The organism is Pseudomonas sp. SLFW (assembly GCF_009905615.1).
Taxonomy (GTDB): domain Bacteria; phylum Pseudomonadota; class Gammaproteobacteria; order Pseudomonadales; family Pseudomonadaceae; genus Aquipseudomonas; species Aquipseudomonas bambusae.
Window position 1 is genome coordinate 207,566 of sequence record NZ_JAAAKW010000007.1, and the last position, 22,427, is coordinate 229,992.

The window sequence follows — 22,427 nt, forward strand, 5'->3', positions numbered from 1 at the left end:
AGCCTGACGCCTCCCTGTCATAGCTTTATATAGGTCCGCAAACATCCGGACTTGCAGTGTTTGGGCTGGCCCTATCGCGAGCAAGCTCACTCCTACAAGAAACGAGCGTACCTGTAGGAGTGAGCTTGCTCGCGATAGGGCCAGCAGTCATCTCAACTTTTCAGACGACTCAACTCAACCCCAACTGCCCCCAGACCCGCATCACTTCACGCCGCTCGCTGGCGAACTGATCACCGCTGACCGCGCCCGCCTCTTTCTGCAGGGCCTGTCGGTGTGCGGCGGAACGGTACGCTTTATACACCTCGCGCAACAGGCTCGCGTCGGCGGCGGGCATCAGCCCTGCCTCTTCCAGACCTTCGAGAATGCGGATGTTATCGGTGTATCGAAGCAGCGCGGGGTGCTCTCTGGACCACGCCAAGGCCGCGTATTGCACCATAAATTCGATATCGACGATACCACCGGCGTCCTGCTTGAGATCGAACGACGACGTGGGTTCGAAGGCATTTGCCCCCTTCCCGGCCAGCGTGCCCTTGGTTCCGAGGTTGTCGCGCATCTTGGCGCGCATGTCGCTGACTTCCTGTCGCAACGTCGCCAGATCACGCTCGCGCCCCAGCACCGACGCGCGCACGCCTTCGAATCCATTGCCCACATCCACACTGCCCACCAGCACCCGTGCACGAACCAGCGCCTGATGCTCCCAGGTCCAGGCTTCGTTCTCCTGATAGCGCGAAAACGCCCCCAACGAACTGACCAGCAGACCCGCCGCGCCCGAGGGCCGCAGGCGCATGTCCACTTCGTACAACTGGCCGGAGTTGGTCTGCGTGGTGATCAGGTGAATGATCCGCTGACCCAGTCGTGTGAAGAATTGCGCGCCGTCGATCGGCTTCGGTCCGTCGGTTTCCGCCTGGGGGTCGCCATCATGGATGAACACCAGGTCCAGGTCCGAACCATGCCCCAGTTCAATGCCGCCGACTTTCCCATAACCGACAATCACGAACCCCGGATCGCACAACGTGCCATCAGGGCGGCGCGGCGCACCATGACGCGCAACGGTGTGCCGCCAAGCCAGTGCCAGCACTTGTTCGAGAATCGCCTCGGCGAGCCAGGTCAGGTAATCGCTGACTTTCATCAATGGCAGGCTGCCGGTGATTTCCGACGCGGCCACGCGCAGCCGGTGCGCCAGTTTAAAGTGACGCAGTGCCTCCATTTGTTGCTCCAGATCATCCTCGGGGATGCGCGTCAGTCGTTCGCGGAGCTCGGCGGCGAGCTCCAATGCCTGGGGCGGGCTGAACAAACGACCTTCGTTGAGCAGCTCATCGAGCAGCAGCGGGAATCGGGCGATCTGCTCGGCGATCCAAGGACTGGCGGCGCACAACGTCAACAAACGCCGAAGCGCGCCGGGGTTTTCAGTGAGCAGCACCAGATACGCTGAACGCCGAGCGACGGCTTCGACCAGCGGCAATACCCGTTCCAACACCAGATCGGGGTTGGCGTGTTCGACCGCCTGAGCCAACAGTCGCGGAATGAATGCATCGAGCCGTTCGCGCCCCAGTCGCTGCATCGAGCGCAATTGCGAGCTGTTGCGCAGGTTATTCAGATGTTTCAGGGCTTTCTGCGCATCGACGAAACCGCCTTCCTGCAACTGACGGCAAGCAGCTTCCTCGTTTTGCGACTCTTCCCACAGCGGCAACCACTCGCCGCCGACAATCTCTTCGCCACCGTCCTCCTGACCCTCTTCCTCGTCAGGGTCGGCAATCACTTGGCGGAAATGCCAATCGACCCGTCCGCGCCAGTACATCAGTTGCGCGTGGAAGGCATCCCAATCGGCAAAGCCCATGATGAAAGCAATGCGCGCCTGATCGCGGTCGTCTTCAGGGAGCATTTGCGTCTGGCGGTCAGCAATCACCTGAATGGCGTGCTCGGTGTAGCGCAGGAATTCGTAGCCTTCGCGCAGCTCAGTGATGACCGCCGTGGGCAGATAGCCCTGCCCTTCGAGCGTGCGCAGCACTTTGAGCAGTGGCCGCTGTTGCAGGCTCAGGTCGCGTCCGCCGTGGATCAGCTGAAACGCCTGAGCGATGAACTCCACTTCGCGAATGCCCCCGGAACCCAGCTTGATGTTCGCGGCCATGCCCTTGCGCCGCACTTCCTGCTGAATCAGCTGCTTCATGGTGCGCAGCGCTTCAATGGCGGAGAAATCGAGGTAGCGGCGATAGACGAACGGTCGCAGCATTTCCAACAACTCGCTCCCCTTGGCCTGATCGCCGCCGACGACCCGTGCCTTGATCATGGCGTAGCGTTCCCAGTCGCGGCCCTGGTCCTGGTAATACTGTTCCAGCGCGTTGAAGCTCAAGACCAGCGCGCCGGACGAACCGTAAGGCCGCAGGCGCATGTCGACGCGGAACACAAATCCGTCGACGGTCACCGGGTCCAGCGCCTTGATCAATCGCTGACCGAGGCGAATGAAAAACTCCTGGTTGTCCAGCGGACGCTTCACGCCCACCGTTTCACCGCCTTCGGGGTAGGCGAAGATCAGGTCGATGTCAGAAGAGAGGTTCAGCTCGACGGCGCCCAGCTTGCCCATGCCCAGGATGACCATTTGCTGCGCTTCGCCCGTACGACGGCCCGTCGGGACGCCGAACTGTTGGCAATGTCTGTCATACAACCATCGGTACGCGAGGTCGATACTGCCATCCGCCATGTCGGAAAGGTCGCGGCAGGTTTCGATCAGATCGGCTTGGCGTGTAAGGTCGCGCCAGATAATTCGGACTTGCTGACGCGTCCTTTGACGACGTAGATTACGCCCCAGCTCATCGTCGGTGGTCGCTTCGGCCACCGCGTTGGCGATGTGCTCACGCAGTTCATTGGCCGCAAAGCTGCGCTCCAGCTCGCCGGATTCAGCGAGGTCGAGCAGCATCTGCGGGTCGCGCATGATCTGTTCGGCGACAAAGTCGCTGGACGCGCACACGCGATCAAATGCGGCCAGACGTTCAGCGGGCCAGGCCTCGAAAGTGGCCTGCCCACCCTCGGTCAGAGCGGTGAGTGCAGCGCGAAAGGATTGCTGCGCGCGAGAAACCAACGGCAGAAGGACGGCCGGCAGATTGGCCAGCGAGGGAAGGCTCATGGTCTATCCTTGATCGGCGTTCAAAAGGCTACCCGCCGAGGGGTTTCCCCCTACAAAACGGACTGGACTGTCGAACAAAGGTTAAAAATTGCTGGCATTTGCCTGTTATTGGTTGCCAGCATGATTAGTCAGCTGATCTTTTTATGGTTTCTACCAACATTTTTCATTTGATTCATCGCAATACATGAGCGAAAACATCGTTCAGCTGTAGTTTTACTACTGTATATACAAGTCAAAAAGCTGAAACGGCTGGAGATTTGTAGTAAAACTACACAGCGCCGGGTACCACTCCGGTCTCCAAGAATTTTTACGTCGTCTGCCCACAAGGCCAGTCGCAACAAACTCAGGCAACCGATTCTGGAAGCCTTTCCGCCCTGGAGCAAGCCATGCAAGACCTCGATCCCGTCGAAACCCAGGAATGGCTGGACGCCCTGGAATCGGTTCTCGACAAAGAAGGCGAAGACCGTGCTCATTATTTGATGACCCGTATGGGCGAGCTGGCCACACGTAGTGGTTCGCAGCTGCCGTACTCCATCACCACGCCATACCGCAACACCATCCCTGTTACCCGCGAAGCACGCATGCCCGGCGACCTGTTCATGGAACGCCGCATCCGTTCGATCGTTCGCTGGAACGCCCTGGCGATGGTGATGCGCGCCAACATGCAAGACCCAGATCTGGGTGGCCACATCTCCACCTTCGCTTCCAGTGCGACCCTGTATGACATCGGCTTCAACTACTTCTTCCAGGCCCCGACCGAAGAACACGGCGGCGACCTGATCTACTACCAGGGCCACGCCTCGCCAGGCATCTACGCTCGCGCCTTCCTCGAAGGTCGCTTGAGCGAAGAGCAGATGCTGAAATTCCGTCAGGAAGTGGACGGTGGCGGCCTGTCGTCGTATCCGCACCCGCACCTGATGCCTGACTTCTGGCAGTTCCCGACCGTTTCCATGGGTCTGGGCCCGATCACTGCGATCTACCAGGCACGCTTCATGAAGTACTTGGAAAACCGTGGCTTCATCCCGGCCGGCAAGCAAAAGGTCTGGTGCTTCATCGGTGACGGCGAGTGCGACGAGCCGGAAACCCTGGGCGCCATCTCCCTGGCCGGTCGTGAAAACCTCGACAACCTGATCTTCGTCATCAACTGCAACCTGCAGCGCCTCGATGGCCCGGTTCGCGGCAACGCCAAGATCATCCAGGAACTGGAAGGCGTTTTCCGTGGTGCCGCCTGGAACGTCAACAAGGTCATCTGGGGCCGCATGTGGGACCCCCTGTTCGCCCAGGACGAAGACGGCCTCATGCAGCGTCGCATGGACAAAGCCATCGACGGCGAGTACCAGAACTACAAGGCCAAAGACGGCGCGTACGTTCGTAAGCACTTCTTCGGCGACGATCCAGAACTGCTCAAGCGCGTCGAGAACCTGTCCGACGACGAGATCTGGAAACTCAACCGTGGCGGCCACGACCCGTACAAGGTCTACGCGGCGTACCACCAGGCGGTCAACCACAAAGGCCAGCCTACCGTCATCCTCGCCAAGACCATCAAGGGCTACGGCACCGGTGCGGGCGAAGCGAAGAACACCGCGCACAACACCAAGAAAGTCGATATCGAGTCGCTGAAGAAATTCCGTGATCGCTTCGACATTCCGCTGAACGATTCCGAACTCGAATCGCTGCCGTTCTACCGTCCGGCCGAAGACAGCGCGGAAATGAAATACCTGCGCAAGTGCCGCGAGAAGCTGGGCGGCTCCCTGCCTCAGCGCAACCGCGGCAACATCAGCATCCCGACGCCGTCGCTGGACACGCTGAAGTCGGTGCTCGATGGTTCGGGCGACCGCGAAATCTCTACCACCATGGCGTTCGGTCGTATCCTCGCCTCGATGGTGAAAGACAAGGAACTGGGCAAGCGCATCGTTCCAATCCTCGCCGACGAAGCCCGTACCTTCGGTATGGAAGGCATGTTCCGTCAGTTGGGTATCTACTCGCCAGTCGGCCAGCTGTACGAGCCAGTCGACCGCGACCAGGTCATGTACTACCGCGAAGAGAAAGACGGCCAGATCCTGCAGGAAGGCCTCAACGAGGCAGGCGCGTTCTCCTCGTTCATCGCGGCGGGTACTGCCTACAGCAACTACAACACCCCGATGCTGCCGGTCTACATCTTCTACTCGATGTTCGGCTTCCAGCGTATCGGCGACCTGGCCTGGGCGGCTGGCGATGCCCAGACCCGCGGCTTCCTGCTGGGCGGCACCTCCGGGCGTACTACGCTCAACGGTGAAGGCCTGCAACACGAAGACGGTCACAGCCACATTCTGGCCAGCACCATCCCGAACGTGCGCAGCTATGACCCTGCCTATGCCTACGAGCTGGCAGTGATCATGCAGGAAGGCACGCATCGCATGATGACGCTGCAGGAAAACGTCTACTACTACATCACCGTGATGAACGAGAACTACCATCAGCCAGCAATGCCGGCCGGTGTAGAGCAAGGCATCATCAAGGGCATGTACCTGCTGGAAGAAGACAAGCGCGAAGCGGCTCATCACGTACAACTGTTGGGCAGCGGCACCATCCTCAACGAAGTGCGTGAAGCGGCGAAGATCCTGCGCGAGCAGTTCAACATCGGCGCCGATGTCTGGAGCGTCACCAGCTTCAACGAACTGCGTCGCAACGGCCTGGCCGTGGAACGCGGCAACCGCCTGAAGCCAGGCCAGAAGCCACAATTGAGCTACGTTGAAGAGTGCCTCAATGGTCGCAAAGGCCCGGTCATCGCGTCGACCGACTACATGAAACTGTTCGCTGACCAGATCCGTCAGTGGGTTCCGACCAAGGAATACAAAGTCCTGGGCACCGACGGCTACGGCCGTTCCGACAGCCGCAAGAAGCTGCGTCACTTCTTCGAAGTTGACCGTCACTTCGTGGTGCTGGCGGCCCTGGAAGCCTTGGCAGACCGTGGCGATATCGAACCGAAAGTCGTGGCGGAAGCCATCACCAAGTTCGGCATCGACCCGGAAAAACGCAACCCGCTGGACTGCTAAGGTCTGCGCTGAAGATCGTATAGAGCGCTGACAGATTGCGCGAAACAGCCGACGATGCGGAATTTACTTCGGGTAAATGAGCATCCAGGGCTGTTTCGTTGCTACTGGACCGGCGCAGTCGAGTGAACAGGTTCTCCTGAGGAGAGACATTGTGAGTGAGCTAATTCGTGTACCCGACATCGGCAGCGGTGACGGTGAAGTCATTGAGTTGTTCGTCAAGGTTGGCGACCGCATCGAGGCCGACCAGAGCCTGCTGACGCTGGAGTCGGACAAGGCGAGCATGGAAATCCCTGCGCCGAAAGCCGGTGTGGTCAAAAGCCTGAAAGTGAAGCTGGGCGACCGCCTGAAAGAAGGCGACGAACTGCTGGAGCTGGAAGTGGAAGGCGACGCCGCTGCTGCGCCTGCCGCCGAGCCTGCTGCTGCTCCGGCTGCTGCCCCTGCTGCCGCTGAAAAGCCTGCGGAAGCGGCTGCCCCAGCACCGGCCGCTGCGCCTGCACCTGCCGCCGAAGCAACCGTTCAGGACATCCACGTCCCGGACATCGGTTCGTCGGGCAAGGCTCGCATCATCGAGCTGCTGGTCAAGGTGGGCGACAGCATCGAAGCTGATCAATCGCTGATCACCCTGGAATCCGACAAAGCCTCGATGGAGATTCCTTCTCCCGCCGCTGGCGTAGTCGAGAGCATCAGCGTCAAGGTCGAAGACGAAGTCGGCACTGGCGATCTGATCCTGAAACTGAAAGTCGCGGGCGCAGCGCCTGCCGCTGCTCCTGCCCAGGCGGCTGCACCGGCTCCGGCCAAGGCTGACGCACCGGCTGCGGCACCCGCGTCGGCTCCTGCACCGAAAGCTGAAGCAGCACCTGCTCCGGCTGCGGCCCCAGCGGCCAGCGGCGCGAAAGTCCACGCTGGCCCGGCTGTTCGTCAATTGGCTCGCGAGTTCGGCGTTGAGCTGAGCGCTGTGGCTGCCACCGGCCCACACGGCCGTGTCCTGAAGGAAGACGTGCAGGCGTACGTCAAATCCATCATGACCAAGTCCAAGGAAGCGCCTGCTGCTGGCGGCGCAACCGGCGGCGCAGGCATTCCTCCGATCCCGGAAGTCGATTTCAGCCGTTTCGGCGAAATCGAAGAAGTGCCGATGACCCGTCTGATGCAATTGGGCGCGTCCGGCCTGCACCGCAGCTGGCTGAACATCCCGCACGTCACTCAGTTCGACCAGGCCGACATCACCGACCTGGAAGCTTTCCGCGTTGCGCAGAAAGCCGTCGCTGAGAAAGCGGGCGTGAAGCTGACCGTGCTGCCATTGCTGCTCAAGTCCATCGCGCACCTGCTCAAGGAACTGCCGGACTTCAACAGCTCGCTGGCCCCAAGCGGCAAAGCGGTCATCCGCAAGAAGTATTTCCACATCGGTTTCGCGGTGGATACTCCGGACGGCCTGCTGGTCCCTGTGATCAAGAACGTTGATCAGAAGAACCTGCTGCAACTGGCTGCTGAAGCGGCTGAGCTGGCTGAAAAAGCGCGCTCCAAAAAGCTGTCGGCCAACGACATGCAAGGCGCCTGCTTCACCATTTCGAGCCTGGGTCACATTGGCGGCACCGGCTTCACGCCGATCGTCAACGCGCCGGAAGTCGCCATCCTGGGTGTCTCCAAGGCCACCATGCAACCGGTCTGGGACGGCAAAGCCTTCCAGCCACGCCTGATGCTGCCGCTGTCGCTGTCTTACGATCACCGCGTGATCAACGGCGCCGCAGCTGCACGCTTCACCAAGCGTCTGGGCGACGTGCTGGCCGACATCCGCACCATCCTGCTGTAAGCTGTACAAGGCCCGCCTCTTGCGAGACGGGCCTTCGCTGTTTTTCGAGCTGCCACGCTCGTACCTCAACCCCGCCCATTTGGCGGGGCTTTTTTTGGGCGCGGGAAAAGTCTGTCGTGCAGACATCCCCCGGGAAATCGGGTATTAGCAGACCTGGAAGCGCCTCAGAATCACGAATAACAACCACTTACCCCTTCTTTCCGACAAATCCGACCAACAACCTTCAGTTAATGTGCGATTTGCCGACAGATTTATAGCACTAAGCCATCGCGCTCACTTGTCAGCCCGTTCGCCATGATGCAACCTTGCGACACGCGATTTCACAATGGGCGCCTGCCCATGCGCGACAGTACTCTTAAAGCGAGTTCCTTCATGAAAAGCCAACCTGATGCTGCCGCCCGATCGGCAGCCGAGGTCGTGACGCAATTGCCGGTGCCCTCGCGGCTCGGCATGCTGCGTTTCGAGCGGCTGAATGAAGCCAGCTGGGCGATGCTGTATCTGGACCCCAGCTGCGAAAAGCAATTCGACATGCCCGCCGTGGAGCTGTGCGCCCTCATCGGCGCGCCCTACGCGAGCCTGATGGAGCCGGAAGCGCGCTATCAGCTGCACGACGCCATCCAGATGCAGATGGCCAGCAACTCGCATTACGTCATTCGCTATACCCTCCACACCACACGCGGCCCATTGGGTCTGCTGGAAGTCGGCGAGGGCTATCGACAGCACAACCGCGAGCTGCTGCGAGGCTATCTGATGGTGGTCGACGAAGTGTTCGACGCCAGCGAGCTGACGTTCAGCCCCGATCTGGAAGTGCAGAACTCAAGGCTGCAAATCGCGCTGGAACTCAATCAGCGTGCGCAACACGAGCAACTGCAGCACCTGGAGCGGGTTCGCGCTCAGCAAAGCCTGATCCTGCGTCTGGCGAAACACCGCTACAGCTCCAGCAACTCGTTGCAGGAAGCCGCCGAGCTGATCACCAAAAGCGCCTGTGAAATCTACGACATCGCCCGCGCCGCAATCTGGAACCTGAACGGCCAAACGCTGGAGCCCATCGCGGAATACCGCCGCGACACCGACGAATACCTCACCGCCCGGCCCATCGACATCAGTCGCTTCCCCAGTTATCTGGAAGCGTTGCACACCAGCCGCGCCATTGATGCGAATGACTTCGAGCAAGACCCGCGCACGAAGGAACTGGCCGAGAGCTTACTCCCGCGCCAGATCAGCGCGATCCTCGACGCCAGCGTGCGCATCGACGGACAGGTGGTCGGCGTGCTCTGCCTGGAGCACACCGAAATAGGTCGCGAGTGGCAATCCGATGAAATCGCGTTCGCGGGAGAGCTGGCCGATCAATTCGCCCACGCCATCAACAACCACAACCGGCGCACCGCCACCAATGCCCTTCACCTGTTTCAGCGTGCGGTTGAGCAAAGTGCCAACGCGTTTCTGCTGGTGAATTGCGATGGCGTGGTTGAGTACGTTAACCCGAGCTTCACGGAAATCACTCAGTACTCCGCTGATGAAGTCCACGGCCACCGCCTGTCGGAACTGCCAGCGCTGGAGAATCTGAACTCTCTGCTGCTCGACGCCAACTCAAGCCTGGCCACCAGCAACAGCTGGCAGGGCGAATTCAAGAGCCGTCGCAAGAACCTGGAACCGTACTGGGGCCAGTTGTCGATCTCCAAGGTCTATGGCGACAACCGCGAACTGACGCACTACATCGGCATCTACGAAGACATTACTCAGGCCAAGCTCTCCCAACAGCGGATCGAGCGCCTGGCCTACACCGACAACCTGACCAATCTGGGCAACCGCCCGGCGTTCATTCGTACCCTCGACGAGCATTTCGCCCGGGACATCGAGACGCCGATCAGCCTGTTGCTGGTGGACATCGACAACTTCAAGCGCATCAACGACAGCCTCGGCCACCAGACCGGCGACAAACTGCTGATCAGCCTCGCCCGTCGTCTGCGCAACAGCCTCAGCCCGACCGGCATTCTGGCGCGGTTTGCCAGTAACGAATTCGCCGTTTTGCTGGACGACACCGGCCCTGACGAAGGTCAGCGCATCGCCAGCCAGGTGCTGACGACGCTGGACAAGCCGATGTTCGTCGACAACCAGTTGATCAGCGTCACCGGCTCCGTGGGCCTGGCCTGCGCGCCGTTGCATGGCCGCGATCCTCAGACCCTGATGAAGAACGCAGGCCTGGCGCTGCACAAAGCCAAGGCCAACGGCAAGCATCAGGTACAGGTGTTCACTGAAGCACTGAACGCAGAGGCCAGCTACAAGCTGTTCGTCGAGAACAACCTGCGCCGCGCCCTGACTCAGAACGAGCTGGAAGTCTTCTACCAACCCAAGCTGTGCCTGCGCACCGGCCGGTTGTTGGGCATGGAGGCACTGCTGCGCTGGAATCACCCTGAGAAGGGCATGATCCGCCCGGACCAGTTCATCAGCGTGGCCGAGGAAACCGGCCTGATCATCCCGATTGGCAAGTGGGTGGCGCGCCAGTCCTGCCGCATGAGCAAGCAACTGACTGCTGCCGGTTACGGCAAGCTGCACGTGGCGATCAACGTCTCGCCCAAGCAGTTCTCCGACCCGGATCTCGTCAGTTCGCTGGCCAGTATCTTGCGCGAAGAACAGCTCGACCCTTCCCTGCTGGAGCTGGAGCTGACCGAAGGCCTGTTGCTGGAAGCGACAGAGGACACCCGCTTGCAGCTGGAATCCCTGAAGACCCTGGGCCTGACCCTGGCGATGGACGATTTCGGGACCGGCTATTCGTCGTTCAGTTACCTCAAGAAATTCCCCATCGATGTGATCAAGATCGACCGCAGCTTCATCCGCGACATTCCGGATGATCAGGACGACATGGAAATCACCTCGGCCGTCATCGCCATGGCGCACAACCTCAAGCTGACTGTGGTCGCCGAAGGCATCGAGACCGCCGAACAACTGGCCTTCCTGCGCCGCCACCGTTGCGACGTGGGTCAGGGCTATCTGTTCGACAAGCCGATCCCCGGCGAAAACCTGATCGAAGCCCTGCGCCGCTACCCTCGCGGGCCATTGGCCTGAGTCGCCTCCCCCGGCCGACGCCTCCCGTCGACACTTTCCCCTCCTGACGTTGTGCGGCAAACTTGTCGCCTACAGTTGAATCAGAACATTCTGACCCCACTAACGGCAGTCACCTGTCCAGAGAGGATTGACCTCATGGCTCTGCGTTCGGAAATTCTTGTGAACAAAAACGAAATGCCTACCGCCCAGCAAGCGCTGCCGGGTCGTGAAACCCCAATGGCCCTGCCTGAAACCCACTTCGTGAATGGTCGTCCGCTGCTCGGGCCGTTCTTCGAAGACGTGGAATTCGCGATTTTTGGTCTCGGTTGCTTCTGGGGCGCCGAGCGTCGTTTCTGGCAACGTGATGGCGTGATCAGCACAGTCGTGGGCTACGCGGGCGGCTTCACGCCGAACCCGACTTATGAAGAAGTCTGCTCGGGCCTGACCGGCCACAGCGAAGTTGTTTTGGTGGTGTACGAGCCTGCGAAAGTCAGCTACGACGAATTGCTGGCGATGTTCTGGGAATTGCACAACCCGACTCAGGGCATGCGCCAGGGCAATGACATCGGCACTCAATACCGCTCGGTGATTTACGCCACCACGCCCGAGCAACTGGACGCGGCGCAGGCGAGCGCCAAGGTGTTCCAGGCTGAACTGACCAAGGCCGGTTTGGGCGAGATCACCACCGAAATCGACCAGGCCCCGACCGTGTACTTCGCCGAGGCCTATCACCAGCAATACCTGGCGAAGAACCCACAGGGTTACTGCGGGATTGGCGGGACCGGGGTGTGCATGCCGGCGAGCTTGAATCCTTAAGGCTCGACACATCCCCTGTAGGAGTGAGCTTGCTCGCGATGCGGCGTATCAGTCACGTTTGACCAACCTGACAGACCGCAATCGCGCGCAAGCTCACTCCTACAAGGATCGGGGACACCCGGGAAACCACTCAGGATTCGGCAATCAACCAATCTATCCGCCAATCACCCTGGGTCTGCCCCAACTTGCTGGCCAGCCACGGCAGCAACTCGCGCAATTCCTCTTCCAGCCCCCACGGCGGGTTGGCAATCGCCAGGCCCGAGCCGTTCAGGCTGTTCGGCGTGTCCAGCGGGTGCACCAGCAACTCCACGCGCAGCAGCTTCGGCGCGCCGGTTTCGGCCAGTTCCTGATAAAAACGCTTGAGCGCGCGCTGGTCCTTGATCGGGTACCAGATGGCCGCGACGGTCTGGCGCATGCGGCTGATCGTTTCTTTCAACGCCACGGAACACCGCTTCATCTCGTCCAGTTGTTCGAACGGTGGATCGATCAGCATCACGGCGCGCTTTTCCTGCACCGGCAGCAGCGCCCTCGGCACTTGCCAGCCTTCACCAAGGTGCACAGCAACGCGGCGGTCGTATTTCATGTTGTCTTTGAGCAGGGCGCCGTCTTCGGGGTGCTTCTCGTTGAGCAGCACGCGGTCCTGCTCGCGGGTGACGCGCCGGGCCAGCTCGGGCGAACCGGGGTAGTAGCGCAACTCGCCGGTCTTGCGGTTCATGTGACGGATGACGTCCATGTAACCGGCAGCGGCGGCGGGAATGTCATCCGCTTCCCACAAACGACCGATGCCCTCGATCCACTCGCCGGTGCGAGTCGCCTGATCGCCTTGCAGGTCATACAGCCCGAGGCCTGCGTGGGTGTCGAGGTAGGCGAGCGGCTGCTCCTTGCGCGACATCAGCGCGATCAAGCGAGTCAGGACGATGTGTTTCAAGACGTCGGCGTGGTTGCCAGCGTGGAAGGCGTGACGGTAGTTCATGGCGGCTCCTGGAAGGCTGCGGAGTTTACCAAAACCGTCGACGTTGCGCAGACCGCCCGTAGCCGAACGGGGGTGACCAAACGACAGGCAAAAAAAGCCCCGGTTAAGCCGTTACAAAACCGGGGTTGAGGGACTTGCGCGGGCTAGAGGGTGACCAAACCGTGGCCCGAGCAATGTTGAATGACGCCATTATGCCGAATTAACTAAATGGTTACATAGCTGAAACCGACACAGTGATGTGCATGCCAGACATTGCCGACGACAGGTATTGCCGAGCGTGCGGCGCACTACCAGAATCGGCTCAACCTCAATAAAAGGAGCGAGCGTCATGATGCATGCAGACCTGATCGACCAGGACGATCTTCTCGGTCAACTCAGATCCATCGGCTTTGAAATGCCATCAGGCGCCACCGCCGAACAAGCCTGCGCCCAAGCGGTCTGCGGCCTGACGGAAGACCGCGCCCGTGCGTTGCGTCAGTTGGTGGAGAAGATGCTCAGCGGCAGCGCGACCATCCTGCCAGCTGTGCGCCAGGCGATCGATCAGCAGTTGTTGCCCGCGCTGGCAACGTACAACAAAGGGCGCGCGCAGGCCTGAGCACGCCCTGGAAAACTGTGGGAGCGAATTCATTCGCGAAAGATCGTACAGCTGATAGAAATCTGTCGGATGTACTGGCCGATCGCGAATGAATTCGCTCCCACAAGGGGTCATGCGCCCGGCACCTGACCCCAATATTGTCCCGCCTGCTTTTACAGCCTCACACTCGCAAACGTCGATTCATTACGCGCTTGGCTCAAAGCCGACAACGGGCCGGACAGCGGCGCCAGCACCATGGCTTGCGGAATCGGCATCATCGCCACTTGCTGTGCGGTGTTGGAACCCACGCGCTCGTCACGCGGCGGAATGCCAAAGTATTCGCGGTAGCACTTGGAGAAGTGCGGCGTGGAGACGAAGCCGCAGACCGACGCCACTTCAATGATCGACATCGGCGTTTGCTTGAGCAGCTGACGCGCGCGAATCAGGCGCAGCTTCAAGTAGTAACGCGACGGCGAGCAGTGCAGGTATTTCTGGAACAGCCTTTCCAGCTGACGTCGCGACACCGACACGTAGACAGCCAGTTCGTCGAGGTCGATCGGCTCTTCGAGATTGGCTTCCATCAGCGCGACGATTTCCTGCAGCTTCGGCTGGTTGGTGCCGAGCATGTGCTTGAGCGGCACGCGCTGGTGATCCTGCTCGTTGCGGATGCGCTCGTAGACGAACATTTCCGAGATCGCGGCGGACAGTTCACGCCCGTGATCGCGGCTGATCAGGTGCAGCATCATGTCCAGCGGCGCGGTGCCACCGGAGCTGGTGAAGCGGTTACGGTCGAGGGTGAACAGACGGGTGCTCATGGCCACGCGCGGGAAGGCTTCCTGCATCGCGGCCAGACATTCCCAGTGCACGCTGCAATCGAAACCGTCGAGCAGACCGGCGCACGCCAACGCCCAACTGCCAGTGCAGACCGCACCCAGACGGCGGGACTGACGCGCCTGGCTTTGCAACCAGCTCACGTGTTCGCGAGTCACCGTGCGTTGAATGCCGACGCCGCCGCAGACAATCACGGTGTCGAGGGCCGGGGCCTTGTGCATGGCCGCGTCGGGGGTAATTTGCAGACCGTCGCTGGCCCAGACCTGGCCGCCGTCGACGCTCAATGTGGTCCAGCGATACAGCTCACGGCCAGACAACTGGTTGGCCATACGCAGTGGCTCAACCGCAGATGCGAGAGAGATGAGTGTGAAATTGTCCAACAGCAGAAAGCCGATGGATTGAGGCGCACGGTTCTGGGGTTGAGCCCCGGAGTTGAACGAAGTCATCACGGTATCTCCTCACACGAAAAGCGGTTGATGGCCCCAATTAGAGGCTCTTGTTGTTTTGCCCTCGTCAGTGGAGAGCTTTGTCTATTGCAACGCAAATGCCATGCCTAAAGTTGAATGGGCATTCAATAACTTCTGATAGCGACGTCGCGATGCGTCTATTCGGGAGCGACATGGGTGTTCCGTTAGCGACCTATCGATTCGGGAGCCTTGAGAACATTGGGCGGGATGAGCAAATCGGTATCACTTGTGTGAAAAACCCCGAGATCAGACGCTGAGGGAGTGTCACCCAGTGCACGGCTGACCGGCGGTAGGTCAGCCAGGTGGGTGAAGCGTGGCGTTGCGCCACGTCCCCACACTTCACGCGCCAAAAGGTAGCGGCGGGTTGAGCGCGTGAGCGAAAAGCGAGCAGAACCGATTTAGCGTCAGCACTCCACCGCGCTGACTGCCAACCCGCCGCGCGACGTTTCTTTGTATTTGTCGTGCATGTCAGCGCCGGTGTCGCGCATCGTGCGGATGACGCGGTCCAGCGAGATGAAGTGCTGGCCGTCGCCACGAAGCGCCATTTGTGCCGCGTTGATGGCTTTCACTGCCGCAATCGCGTTGCGTTCGATGCACGGCACTTGCACCAGACCGCCCACTGGATCGCAGGTAAGACCCAGGTTGTGTTCGAGGCCGATTTCGGCGGCGTTGCACAGCTGCTCAGGCGTAGCCCCCAGAATGTCGGCCAGACCCGCAGCGGCCATGGCGCACGCCGAACCGACTTCGCCCTGACACCCCACTTCGGCGCCCGAAATCGACGCGTTCTTTTTGCAGAGGATGCCGATCGATGCCGCACCGAGGAAATAATCCACGACGTTGGCTTCGCTGACTTCATCGCTGAATTTCACGAAGTAATGCAGCACCGCAGGAATGATCCCCGCCGCACCATTGGTCGGCGCCGTCACCATGCGCCCGCCCGCTGCGTTTTCCTCGTTGACCGCGAGGGCGAAGAGGTTGACCCACTCCATTGCGCTCAGGGTCGAGCCGATGACGTTGGGCTTACCCAATTCCTGAAGGCTGCGATGCAAACGCGCCGCACGACGGCGCACGTTCAAGCCGCCTGGCAACACGCCCTCTTCTTTAAGGCCGTGCTCGACGCAATCCTGCATCGCTTTCCAAAGTCGCATGAGCCCGGCGCGAATCTCTTCTTCGCTGCGCCAGACTTTCTCGTTTTCCAGCATCAGTTCCGAGACACGCAGGTTGTGCTTCTCGCACAGACGCAGCAGTTCTTCGGCGCTGGAAAAGTCATAGGGCAAAACCGTGCTGTCGGCATCGAGCACGCCGCTGGCCGCCTGTGCCTCGTCCACCACGAATCCACCGCCCACCGAGTAATAGGTGTCGCGATGAAGTTCGCCACTGGCATCGAAGGCGATCAGCGTCATGGCGTTAGGGTGATAAGGGAGGTTTTCGTCGATAAGCAACATGTCCCGCTGCCAGACGAATGCGATCGGATGATCGCCGTTGAGCTTCAGGGTGTCGGTTTCGCGCAACTCGGCGATGCGACGGCCGATGGTGGTCGGGTCGATTGCGTCCGGCCATTCGCCCATCAGGCCCATGATCACGGCGTTGTCGCTGCCGTGTCCGACACCGGTTGCCGACAGCGAGCCATAGAGGCGCACTTCGATGCGTTCCACGTGCGCCAGCTTGTCGCTTTCACGCAGGCCCTGAACGAACAACGCGGCGGCGCGCATCGGCCCCACGGTGTGAGAACTGGATGGGCCGATACCGATCTTGAACAGGTCGAACACGCTGATAGCCATTTACCGCAAACCTCCGAAGAACAGGGCTTCCGGCGCGCCAAGCGGCCGGCGACGGAGCTGCTACGCTTCTAGCTGCAGTCCATCGAGATGTCGGCATCATCAGCCTTTTATCTGGAGGGACGGCGTCTCACACCGACTCACTCTTGTCCACGAACGCCGCGGCTGATGATCCGCAGGGGGCAGCACTGTGCGTGGAGAAAGTGCCACTGTTTTCGACACTTTTTGCCGCAAGGACACTCGAAAAGCGTTCGGCGGACGGGGAAAAAATCTGTAAGCGACGTCACTGACACTGGATACGACCCCCTCTGTACTGGTTACGACGCACCCTGTAGGCGTTTGATTTTGGCTGTTACATGATCGTTGTCGACTCAATCGCCAGACGCAGTGATAGAGCTGATTTCCACTTGACTCGCCGACACCAAAAAAACGCGTCAGCCCTGACTGATGACGAGAAGAAAGCACCTAAGGAGTCCAACCATGAAAGGTTCACATAAGCTATTGCTAGGCGTTGCGTTGAGTCTGCCGATGCTGGCCCAGGCCGCAGAGCCCGCCGCTTGCCAGACGGTCAATTTCTCTGATGTCGGCTGGACCGACATCACGGCCACCACGGCCACTACCAGCGTTGTCCTCCAGTCGCTGGGCTACAAAACCAAGACCACGATGATTTCCGTGCCCGTGACCTACAAATCGCTGGCCGATGGCAAGAACATGGACGTGTTCCTCGGTAACTGGATGCCGACCATGGAAAACGACATCAAGGCTTACCGTGACGCAGGCACTGTCGAAGTGGTGCGCACCAACCTAAAGGGCGCCAAATACACCCTGGCGGTCCCGCAAGCGCTCTATGACAAGGGCCTGCACGATTTCGCCGACATCGCCAAATTCAAGAAAGACCTCGACGGCAAAATCTACGGCATCGAGCCTGGCAACGACGGCAACCGCCTGATCCAGAGCATGATCGACAAGAACGCCTTCGGCCTGAAAGACGCAGGCTTCAAGGTCGTCGAATCGAGCGAAGCCGGCATGCTGTCGCAAGTGGACCGCGCCTCCAAACGCGACACCGCCGTGGTGTTCCTTGGCTGGGCACCGCACCCGATGAACAAGCGCTTCAAGATCCAGTACCTGACCGGCGGCGACGACTTCTTCGGACCTGACTTCGGCGCTGCAACCGTCGCGACCAACACACGCAAGGGTTACAGCCAGGAATGCAGCAACGTGGGTCAGTTGCTGAAGAACCTGGAATTCACCGTCGACATGGAAAGCGAGCTGATGGGCAACATCCTCGACGACAAGATGAAACCGGAAGCCGCCGCCAAGGCGTGGCTGAAGAAAAACCCGCAAGTACTCGACACCTGGCTGGCGGGTGTCACCACAGTGGACGGTAAACCTGGCCTGGATGCCGCTAAAGCCGAGCTGACGAAGTAACTCGACACGCAGGCGGGCGCGCCCGCCTGTTGTCCTCTTTTCATCCCGCACGCGGACAATCGATATCATGCTGACTGATCATAAAATCCCCCTAGGCCAGTACATCGCAGGCTTTGTCGAATGGCTGACGCAACACGGCGCCAGCACCTTCGACGCCATCGCTTCGTCGCTGGAATCCATGATTCATGGGCTTACCGGTGGTCTGACCTGGTTTAACCCTTTCGTTCTGATCGGCTTGATTGCTCTGCTTGCTCACTTCATTCAGCGCAAGTGGGGCCTGACCGCCTTTGTCGTGATTTCCTTTCTGCTGATCCTGAACCTGGGCTATTGGCAGGAAACCATGGAGACCCTGGCGCAAGTGCTGTTCGCCACCCTGGTCTGCGTGGTCATTGGTGTGCCGCTGGGCATCGTCGCCGCACATAAACCGTGGTTCTACACCGCGATGCGCCCGGTCCTCGACCTGATGCAGACGGTCCCGACTTTCGTTTACCTGATTCCAACCCTGACCCTCTTCGGGCTGGGCGTGGTGCCGGGTCTGATTTCGACGGTGGTGTTCGCGATTGCCGCGCCTATCCGTCTGACCTATCTGGGCATCTGCGATGTCCCGCAAGAACTGCTCGACGCCGGTAAAGCCTTCGGCTGCTCCCGCCGTCAACTGCTGTCCCGTATTGAACTGCCCCACGCCATGCCAAGCATCGCGGCCGGTATCACCCAGTGCATCATGCTGTCGTTGTCGATGGTGGTGATTGCGGCACTGGTGGGCGCCGACGGCCTGGGCAAACCCGTGGTCAACGCACTGAACACTGCTGATATCGCACTGGGCTTCGAAGCGGGCCTTGCGATCGTACTGCTGGCGATCATGCTCGACCGTATCTGCAAACAACCCGACGCTAAAGTGAGGGCCGACGCATGAGCATCATCAAATTCGACCAGGTAGACGTCGTCTTCTCCAAAGACCCGCGTGAGGCTCTCAAGCTGCTGGACCAAGGCCTTGCGCGGCCGGAAATCCTGAAAAAAACCGGCCAGATCGTCGGTGTTGAAAAAGCCAGTCTGGAAATCAACAAAGGCGAGATCTGCGTGCTGATGGGCCTGTCCGGTTCGGGCAAATCCAGTCTGCTGCGCTGCATCAACGGCCTGAACACCGTGAGCCGTGGCTCGCTGTTCGTCGAGCACGAAGGCAAGCAGATCAACATCGCGAACTGCACGCCCGCCGAGCTGAAAATGATGCGCACCAAGCGCATCGCGATGGTGTTCCAGAAGTTCGCCCTGATGCCCTGGCTGACCGTTCGCGAGAACATCAGCTTCGGTCTGGAAATGCAGGGTCGTCCCGAGAAAGAACGTCGCCAATTGGTGGACGAGAAGCTCGAATTGGTCGGCCTGACCCAATGGCGCAACAAGAAGCCCGACGAACTGTCCGGCGGCATGCAGCAACGTGTGGGCCTGGCCCGTGCGCTGGCGATGGACGCCGACATTTTGCTGATGGACGAACCGTTCTCGGCGCTTGACCCTCTGATTCGCCAAGGCCTGCAAGACGAACTGCTGGCCCTGCAGAAGAAACTCAGCAAGACCATCGTGTTCGTGAGTCACGACCTGGACGAAGCCCTCAAGCTCGGTACCCGCATCGCGATCATGAAGGACGGCCGGATCATCCAGTACAGCGTGCCGGAAGAAATCGTGCTCAACCCGGCGGACGAATACGTGCGGACCTTCGTGGCCCACACCAACCCGCTGAACGTGCTGTGCGGTCGCAGCCTGATGCGCCCGATCAACGATTGCACCCGCATCAACGGCTCCCAAGTGTGCCTGGACCCGGGCAACGATTCGTGGATCGATCTGGCCGACGGCAACACCATCAAAGGCCTGCATCAACACGGCGCGCCGGTTGACCTGCAAAGCTGGGAACCGGGTCAGTCGGTAGAGAACCTGGGCCGCAGACCGACCGTCGTGCACTCGGACATCGGCATGCGCGAAGCCCTACAGATCCGTTACCACACCGGCAACAAGCTGGTGCTGCAAGAGAACAACCAGTTGGTCGGCATCCTCGGCGACAGCGAGCTGTATCACGCGTTGCTCGGCAAGAATCACGGCTGACCGCACAAACGCTTCACGCAAAACCTGTAGGAGTGAGCTTGCTCGCGAAACGTCAGTAGATCCAACAAATGGAGTGACTGACAGAACGCAATCGCGAGCAAGCTCACTTCTACAATTGATCGTTTCAAAAAGCTGATTCGGCATATTTCGTGCCCTTTCCGCGCGCCCATCTTTTTTTCTTGATTGAACGTTCAATTAAAAAGCAATAGACTGGAGGCCGTTTTTCAGTCCTTAACGATCACTCGGCGAGCCAAGGAGACTCACAGATGCCCAAGGTCGGTATGCAACCCATTCGGCGCCAACAACTGATCCAGGCCACGCTCACGGCGGTGGACCAGGTCGGCATGGGCGACGCCAGCATTGCGTTGATCGCCAAACTGGCGGGGGTCTCCAACGGCATCATCAGTCACTACTTTCAGGACAAGAACGGCCTGATCGCCGCAACCATGCGCCACTTGATGAACGCGCTGATCGTCAACGTCGCCGAGCGGCGTCAGGCGCTGACCGATGACAGCCCGCGCGCGCATCTGAAAGTGATCATCGAGGGCAACTTCGACGCCAGCCAGGTCAACGGCCCGGCAATGAAAACCTGGCTGGCCTTCTGGGCCACCAGCATGCATTCGCCGACGCTGCATCGCTTACAGCGGATCAACGATCACCGCCTGTATTCGAACCTGTGCTGCCAGTTCCGCCGCGTCTTGCCGCTGGAGCAGGCGCGCACCGCCGCTCGCGGTCAGGCGGCCTTGATTGACGGCTTGTGGCTGCGTGGCGCGCTTTCGGGCGACGCCTTCGATACCGAACAGGCGCAACAGATCGCCTACGAATACATGGATTTCCAACTGGCAAAAGCGCCGCGCTGATCCTGATAGGGACGGCAAGCGGCCCGACAACGATTGGCACTGCGCTCGGCGCATCCGGTCAACGCCCATCACAGACAACTGCGAGGACTTTATGGCCCGTTTCGAATTGCAAAAACTCTACATTGACGGTGGTTACGTCGACGCCAGCGGCGATGCGACCTTCGAAGCCATCAACCCGGCCACCGGCGAAGTGCTCGCCAAGGTCCAGCGGGCCACTCAGGCAGACGTCGAACGTGCCGTGACCAGCGCTGAAAAGGGCCAGAAAATCTGGGCCGCGATGACCGCCATGGAGCGTTCGCGCATCCTGCGCCGCGCCGTCGATATCCTGCGCGAGCGCAATGACGAACTGGCCGAACTGGAAACCCTCGACACCGGTAAAGCGATCTCTGAAACCAAATACGTCGACATCGTCACCGGCGCCGACGTGCTGGAATATTACGCAGGTCTGGTCCCTGCCATCGAAGGCGAACAGATCCCGCTGCGCGACACCGCGTTCGTCTACACCCGCCGCGAGCCGCTGGGCGTGACCGTCGGCATCGGCGCGTGGAACTACCCGATCCAGATCGCCCTGTGGAAGTCCGCCCCAGCCCTCGCCGCCGGTAACGCGATGATCTTCAAGCCGAGCGAAGTCACCTCACTGACCACCCTGAAACTTGCCGAAATCTACACCCAAGCGGGCGTGCCGAATGGCGTGTTCAACGTACTGACCGGCAGCGGCCGTGAAGTCGGCACCTGGCTGACCGAGCACCCGCGCATCGAGAAGGTCTCGTTCACCGGAGGCACCGACACTGGCAAGAAAGTCATGGCCAGCGCGTCGAGTTCGTCGCTCAAGGAAGTGACCATGGAACTGGGCGGCAAGTCGCCGCTGATCATCTTCGACGACGCCGATCTGGACCGCGCCGCCGACATCGCGATGATGGCCAACTTTTACAGCTCGGGTCAGGTCTGCACCAACGGCACCCGCGTGTTCGTGCCGAGCGCGTTGAAGGCTGCGTTCGAAGCCAAGATCGTCGAGCGTGTGAAGCGCATCCGAGTCGGCAACCCGCAGGACGACAACACCAACTTCGGTCCGCTGGTCAGCTTCGCCCACATGGAAAGCGTGCTGGGCTACATCGCCAAGGGCAAGGAAGAAGGTGCGCGCCTGCTGATCGGCGGCGACCGTCTGACCGAGGGTGAATTCGCCCAAGGCGCCTTCGTGGCACCCACCGTGTTCACCGATTGCAGCGACGACATGACCATCGTCAAAGAAGAAATCTTTGGCCCGGTCATGAGCATCCTCAGCTACGAGACCGAAGAAGAAGTGATCCGCCGCGCCAACGATACCGAGTTCGGCCTCGCCGCCGGTATCGTCACCCGCGACATCACCCGCGCCCACCGCGTGATTCATCAGCTTGAAGCAGGCATTTGCTGGATCAACGCCTGGGGCGAATCCGACGCGAAAATGCCGGTCGGTGGCTACAAGCAATCGGGCGTCGGTCGCGAAAACGGGATCAGCTCGTTGGCGCAGTACACCCGGATCAAATCGGTGCAGGTCGAGCTGGGCGATTACGTTTCGGTGTTCTGAACCCGGCCTTACGCCATGACCCGATCTCTGCAGGAGT

At 60.2% G+C, this 22,427-nt stretch carries 14 protein-coding genes; 10 read left to right on the plus strand and 4 right to left on the minus strand.

The genetic code is table 11. The features are described 5' to 3' along the window. Nucleotides 1-169 precede the first annotated feature (169 nt). On the minus strand, nucleotides 170-3,121 hold the full coding sequence (gene glnE, locus GVN17_RS15065; RefSeq protein ID WP_166596064.1) for a bifunctional [glutamate--ammonia ligase]-adenylyl-L-tyrosine phosphorylase/[glutamate--ammonia-ligase] adenylyltransferase: 2,952 nt from the start codon (nucleotides 3,119-3,121) through the stop codon (nucleotides 170-172). Nucleotides 3,122-3,507: 386 nt separating this feature from the next. On the opposite strand from glnE, the gene aceE reads away from it, so the two are divergent. From aceE to msrA, 4 genes are all read left to right on the plus strand, one after another. Further along, complete coding sequence (gene aceE, locus GVN17_RS15070) at nucleotides 3,508-6,156, plus strand: pyruvate dehydrogenase (acetyl-transferring), homodimeric type (RefSeq protein WP_166596065.1); 2,649 nt, start codon at nucleotides 3,508-3,510, stop codon at nucleotides 6,154-6,156. A 151-nt stretch (nucleotides 6,157-6,307) separates the two neighbouring features. Then, nucleotides 6,308-7,963, plus strand: a complete 1,656-nt coding sequence (gene aceF / locus GVN17_RS15075) for a dihydrolipoyllysine-residue acetyltransferase (RefSeq protein ID WP_166596066.1) — start codon at nucleotides 6,308-6,310, stop codon at nucleotides 7,961-7,963. Nucleotides 7,964-8,335: 372 nt separating this feature from the next. Further along, nucleotides 8,336-11,029, plus strand: a complete 2,694-nt coding sequence (locus GVN17_RS15080; protein WP_166596067.1) for a bifunctional diguanylate cyclase/phosphodiesterase — start codon at nucleotides 8,336-8,338, stop codon at nucleotides 11,027-11,029. A gap of 135 nt (nucleotides 11,030-11,164) precedes the next feature. Then, nucleotides 11,165-11,824: a peptide-methionine (S)-S-oxide reductase MsrA gene (msrA, locus tag GVN17_RS15085; RefSeq protein ID WP_166596068.1), complete on the plus strand. Its 660-nt coding sequence runs from the start codon at nucleotides 11,165-11,167 to the stop codon at nucleotides 11,822-11,824. A 130-nt stretch (nucleotides 11,825-11,954) separates the two neighbouring features. Here msrA and GVN17_RS15090 read toward each other — a convergent pair whose 3' ends face one another. Next, nucleotides 11,955-12,797: a 23S rRNA (adenine(2030)-N(6))-methyltransferase RlmJ gene (locus GVN17_RS15090; protein WP_166596069.1), complete on the minus strand. Its 843-nt coding sequence runs from the start codon at nucleotides 12,795-12,797 to the stop codon at nucleotides 11,955-11,957. 328 nt (nucleotides 12,798-13,125) lie between these two features. Here GVN17_RS15090 and GVN17_RS15095 point away from each other — a divergent pair, with 328 nt between their 5' ends. Continuing rightward, on the plus strand, nucleotides 13,126-13,392 hold the full coding sequence (locus GVN17_RS15095) for a hypothetical protein (protein WP_166596070.1): 267 nt from the start codon (nucleotides 13,126-13,128) through the stop codon (nucleotides 13,390-13,392). A 152-nt stretch (nucleotides 13,393-13,544) separates the two neighbouring features. Here GVN17_RS15095 and GVN17_RS15100 read toward each other — a convergent pair whose 3' ends face one another. Together GVN17_RS15100 and GVN17_RS15105 are read right to left on the minus strand one after the other, a co-directional pair. After that, complete coding sequence (locus GVN17_RS15100; protein WP_166596071.1) at nucleotides 13,545-14,648, minus strand: GlxA family transcriptional regulator; 1,104 nt, start codon at nucleotides 14,646-14,648, stop codon at nucleotides 13,545-13,547. A 425-nt stretch (nucleotides 14,649-15,073) separates the two neighbouring features. After that, nucleotides 15,074-16,450, minus strand: a complete 1,377-nt coding sequence (locus tag GVN17_RS15105) for an L-serine ammonia-lyase (RefSeq protein ID WP_166596072.1) — start codon at nucleotides 16,448-16,450, stop codon at nucleotides 15,074-15,076. 477 nt (nucleotides 16,451-16,927) lie between these two features. On the opposite strand from GVN17_RS15105, the gene GVN17_RS15110 reads away from it, so the two are divergent. From GVN17_RS15110 to betB, 5 genes are all read left to right on the plus strand, one after another. Beyond that, on the plus strand, nucleotides 16,928-17,875 hold the full coding sequence (locus GVN17_RS15110) for a choline ABC transporter substrate-binding protein (protein WP_166596073.1): 948 nt from the start codon (nucleotides 16,928-16,930) through the stop codon (nucleotides 17,873-17,875). Between the two features lie 64 nt (nucleotides 17,876-17,939). Further along, nucleotides 17,940-18,788, plus strand: coding sequence for a choline ABC transporter permease subunit (choW, locus tag GVN17_RS15115; protein WP_178115732.1), 849 nt, complete (start codon nucleotides 17,940-17,942; stop codon nucleotides 18,786-18,788). After that, complete coding sequence (gene choV, locus GVN17_RS15120; RefSeq protein WP_166596075.1) at nucleotides 18,785-19,966, plus strand: choline ABC transporter ATP-binding protein; 1,182 nt, start codon at nucleotides 18,785-18,787, stop codon at nucleotides 19,964-19,966. Before choW ends, choV begins: the two co-directional genes overlap by 4 nt. 266 nt (nucleotides 19,967-20,232) lie before the next feature. Beyond that, nucleotides 20,233-20,826 (plus strand): transcriptional regulator BetI, encoded by a 594-nt coding sequence (gene betI / locus GVN17_RS15125; protein ID WP_166596076.1) that lies wholly within the window; start codon nucleotides 20,233-20,235, stop codon nucleotides 20,824-20,826. A gap of 91 nt (nucleotides 20,827-20,917) precedes the next feature. Continuing rightward, nucleotides 20,918-22,390 (plus strand): betaine-aldehyde dehydrogenase, encoded by a 1,473-nt coding sequence (betB, locus tag GVN17_RS15130; protein ID WP_166596077.1) that lies wholly within the window; start codon nucleotides 20,918-20,920, stop codon nucleotides 22,388-22,390. The last annotated feature ends 37 nt before the right edge of the window (nucleotides 22,391-22,427 follow it).

What these genes read in the sequence shown, in the direction of transcription:
- glnE (WP_166596064.1), bottom strand. Translation starts at nt 3,121, where the DNA reads ATGAGCCTTCCCTCGCTGGCCAATCTGCCGGCCGTCCTTCTGCCGTTG.
- betI (WP_166596076.1), top strand. Translation starts at nt 20,233, where the DNA reads ATGCCCAAGGTCGGTATGCAACCCATTCGGCGCCAACAACTGATCCAG.
- GVN17_RS15090 (WP_166596069.1), bottom strand. Translation starts at nt 12,797, where the DNA reads ATGAACTACCGTCACGCCTTCCACGCTGGCAACCACGCCGACGTCTTG.
- GVN17_RS15095 (WP_166596070.1), top strand. Translation starts at nt 13,126, where the DNA reads ATGATGCATGCAGACCTGATCGACCAGGACGATCTTCTCGGTCAACTC.
- choV (WP_166596075.1), top strand. Translation starts at nt 18,785, where the DNA reads ATGAGCATCATCAAATTCGACCAGGTAGACGTCGTCTTCTCCAAAGAC.
- betB (WP_166596077.1), top strand. Translation starts at nt 20,918, where the DNA reads ATGGCCCGTTTCGAATTGCAAAAACTCTACATTGACGGTGGTTACGTC.
- GVN17_RS15110 (WP_166596073.1), top strand. Translation starts at nt 16,928, where the DNA reads ATGAAAGGTTCACATAAGCTATTGCTAGGCGTTGCGTTGAGTCTGCCG.
- msrA (WP_166596068.1), top strand. Translation starts at nt 11,165, where the DNA reads ATGGCTCTGCGTTCGGAAATTCTTGTGAACAAAAACGAAATGCCTACC.
- GVN17_RS15100 (WP_166596071.1), bottom strand. Translation starts at nt 14,648, where the DNA reads ATGACTTCGTTCAACTCCGGGGCTCAACCCCAGAACCGTGCGCCTCAA.
- aceE (WP_166596065.1), top strand. Translation starts at nt 3,508, where the DNA reads ATGCAAGACCTCGATCCCGTCGAAACCCAGGAATGGCTGGACGCCCTG.
- GVN17_RS15105 (WP_166596072.1), bottom strand. Translation starts at nt 16,450, where the DNA reads ATGGCTATCAGCGTGTTCGACCTGTTCAAGATCGGTATCGGCCCATCC.
- GVN17_RS15080 (WP_166596067.1), top strand. Translation starts at nt 8,336, where the DNA reads ATGAAAAGCCAACCTGATGCTGCCGCCCGATCGGCAGCCGAGGTCGTG.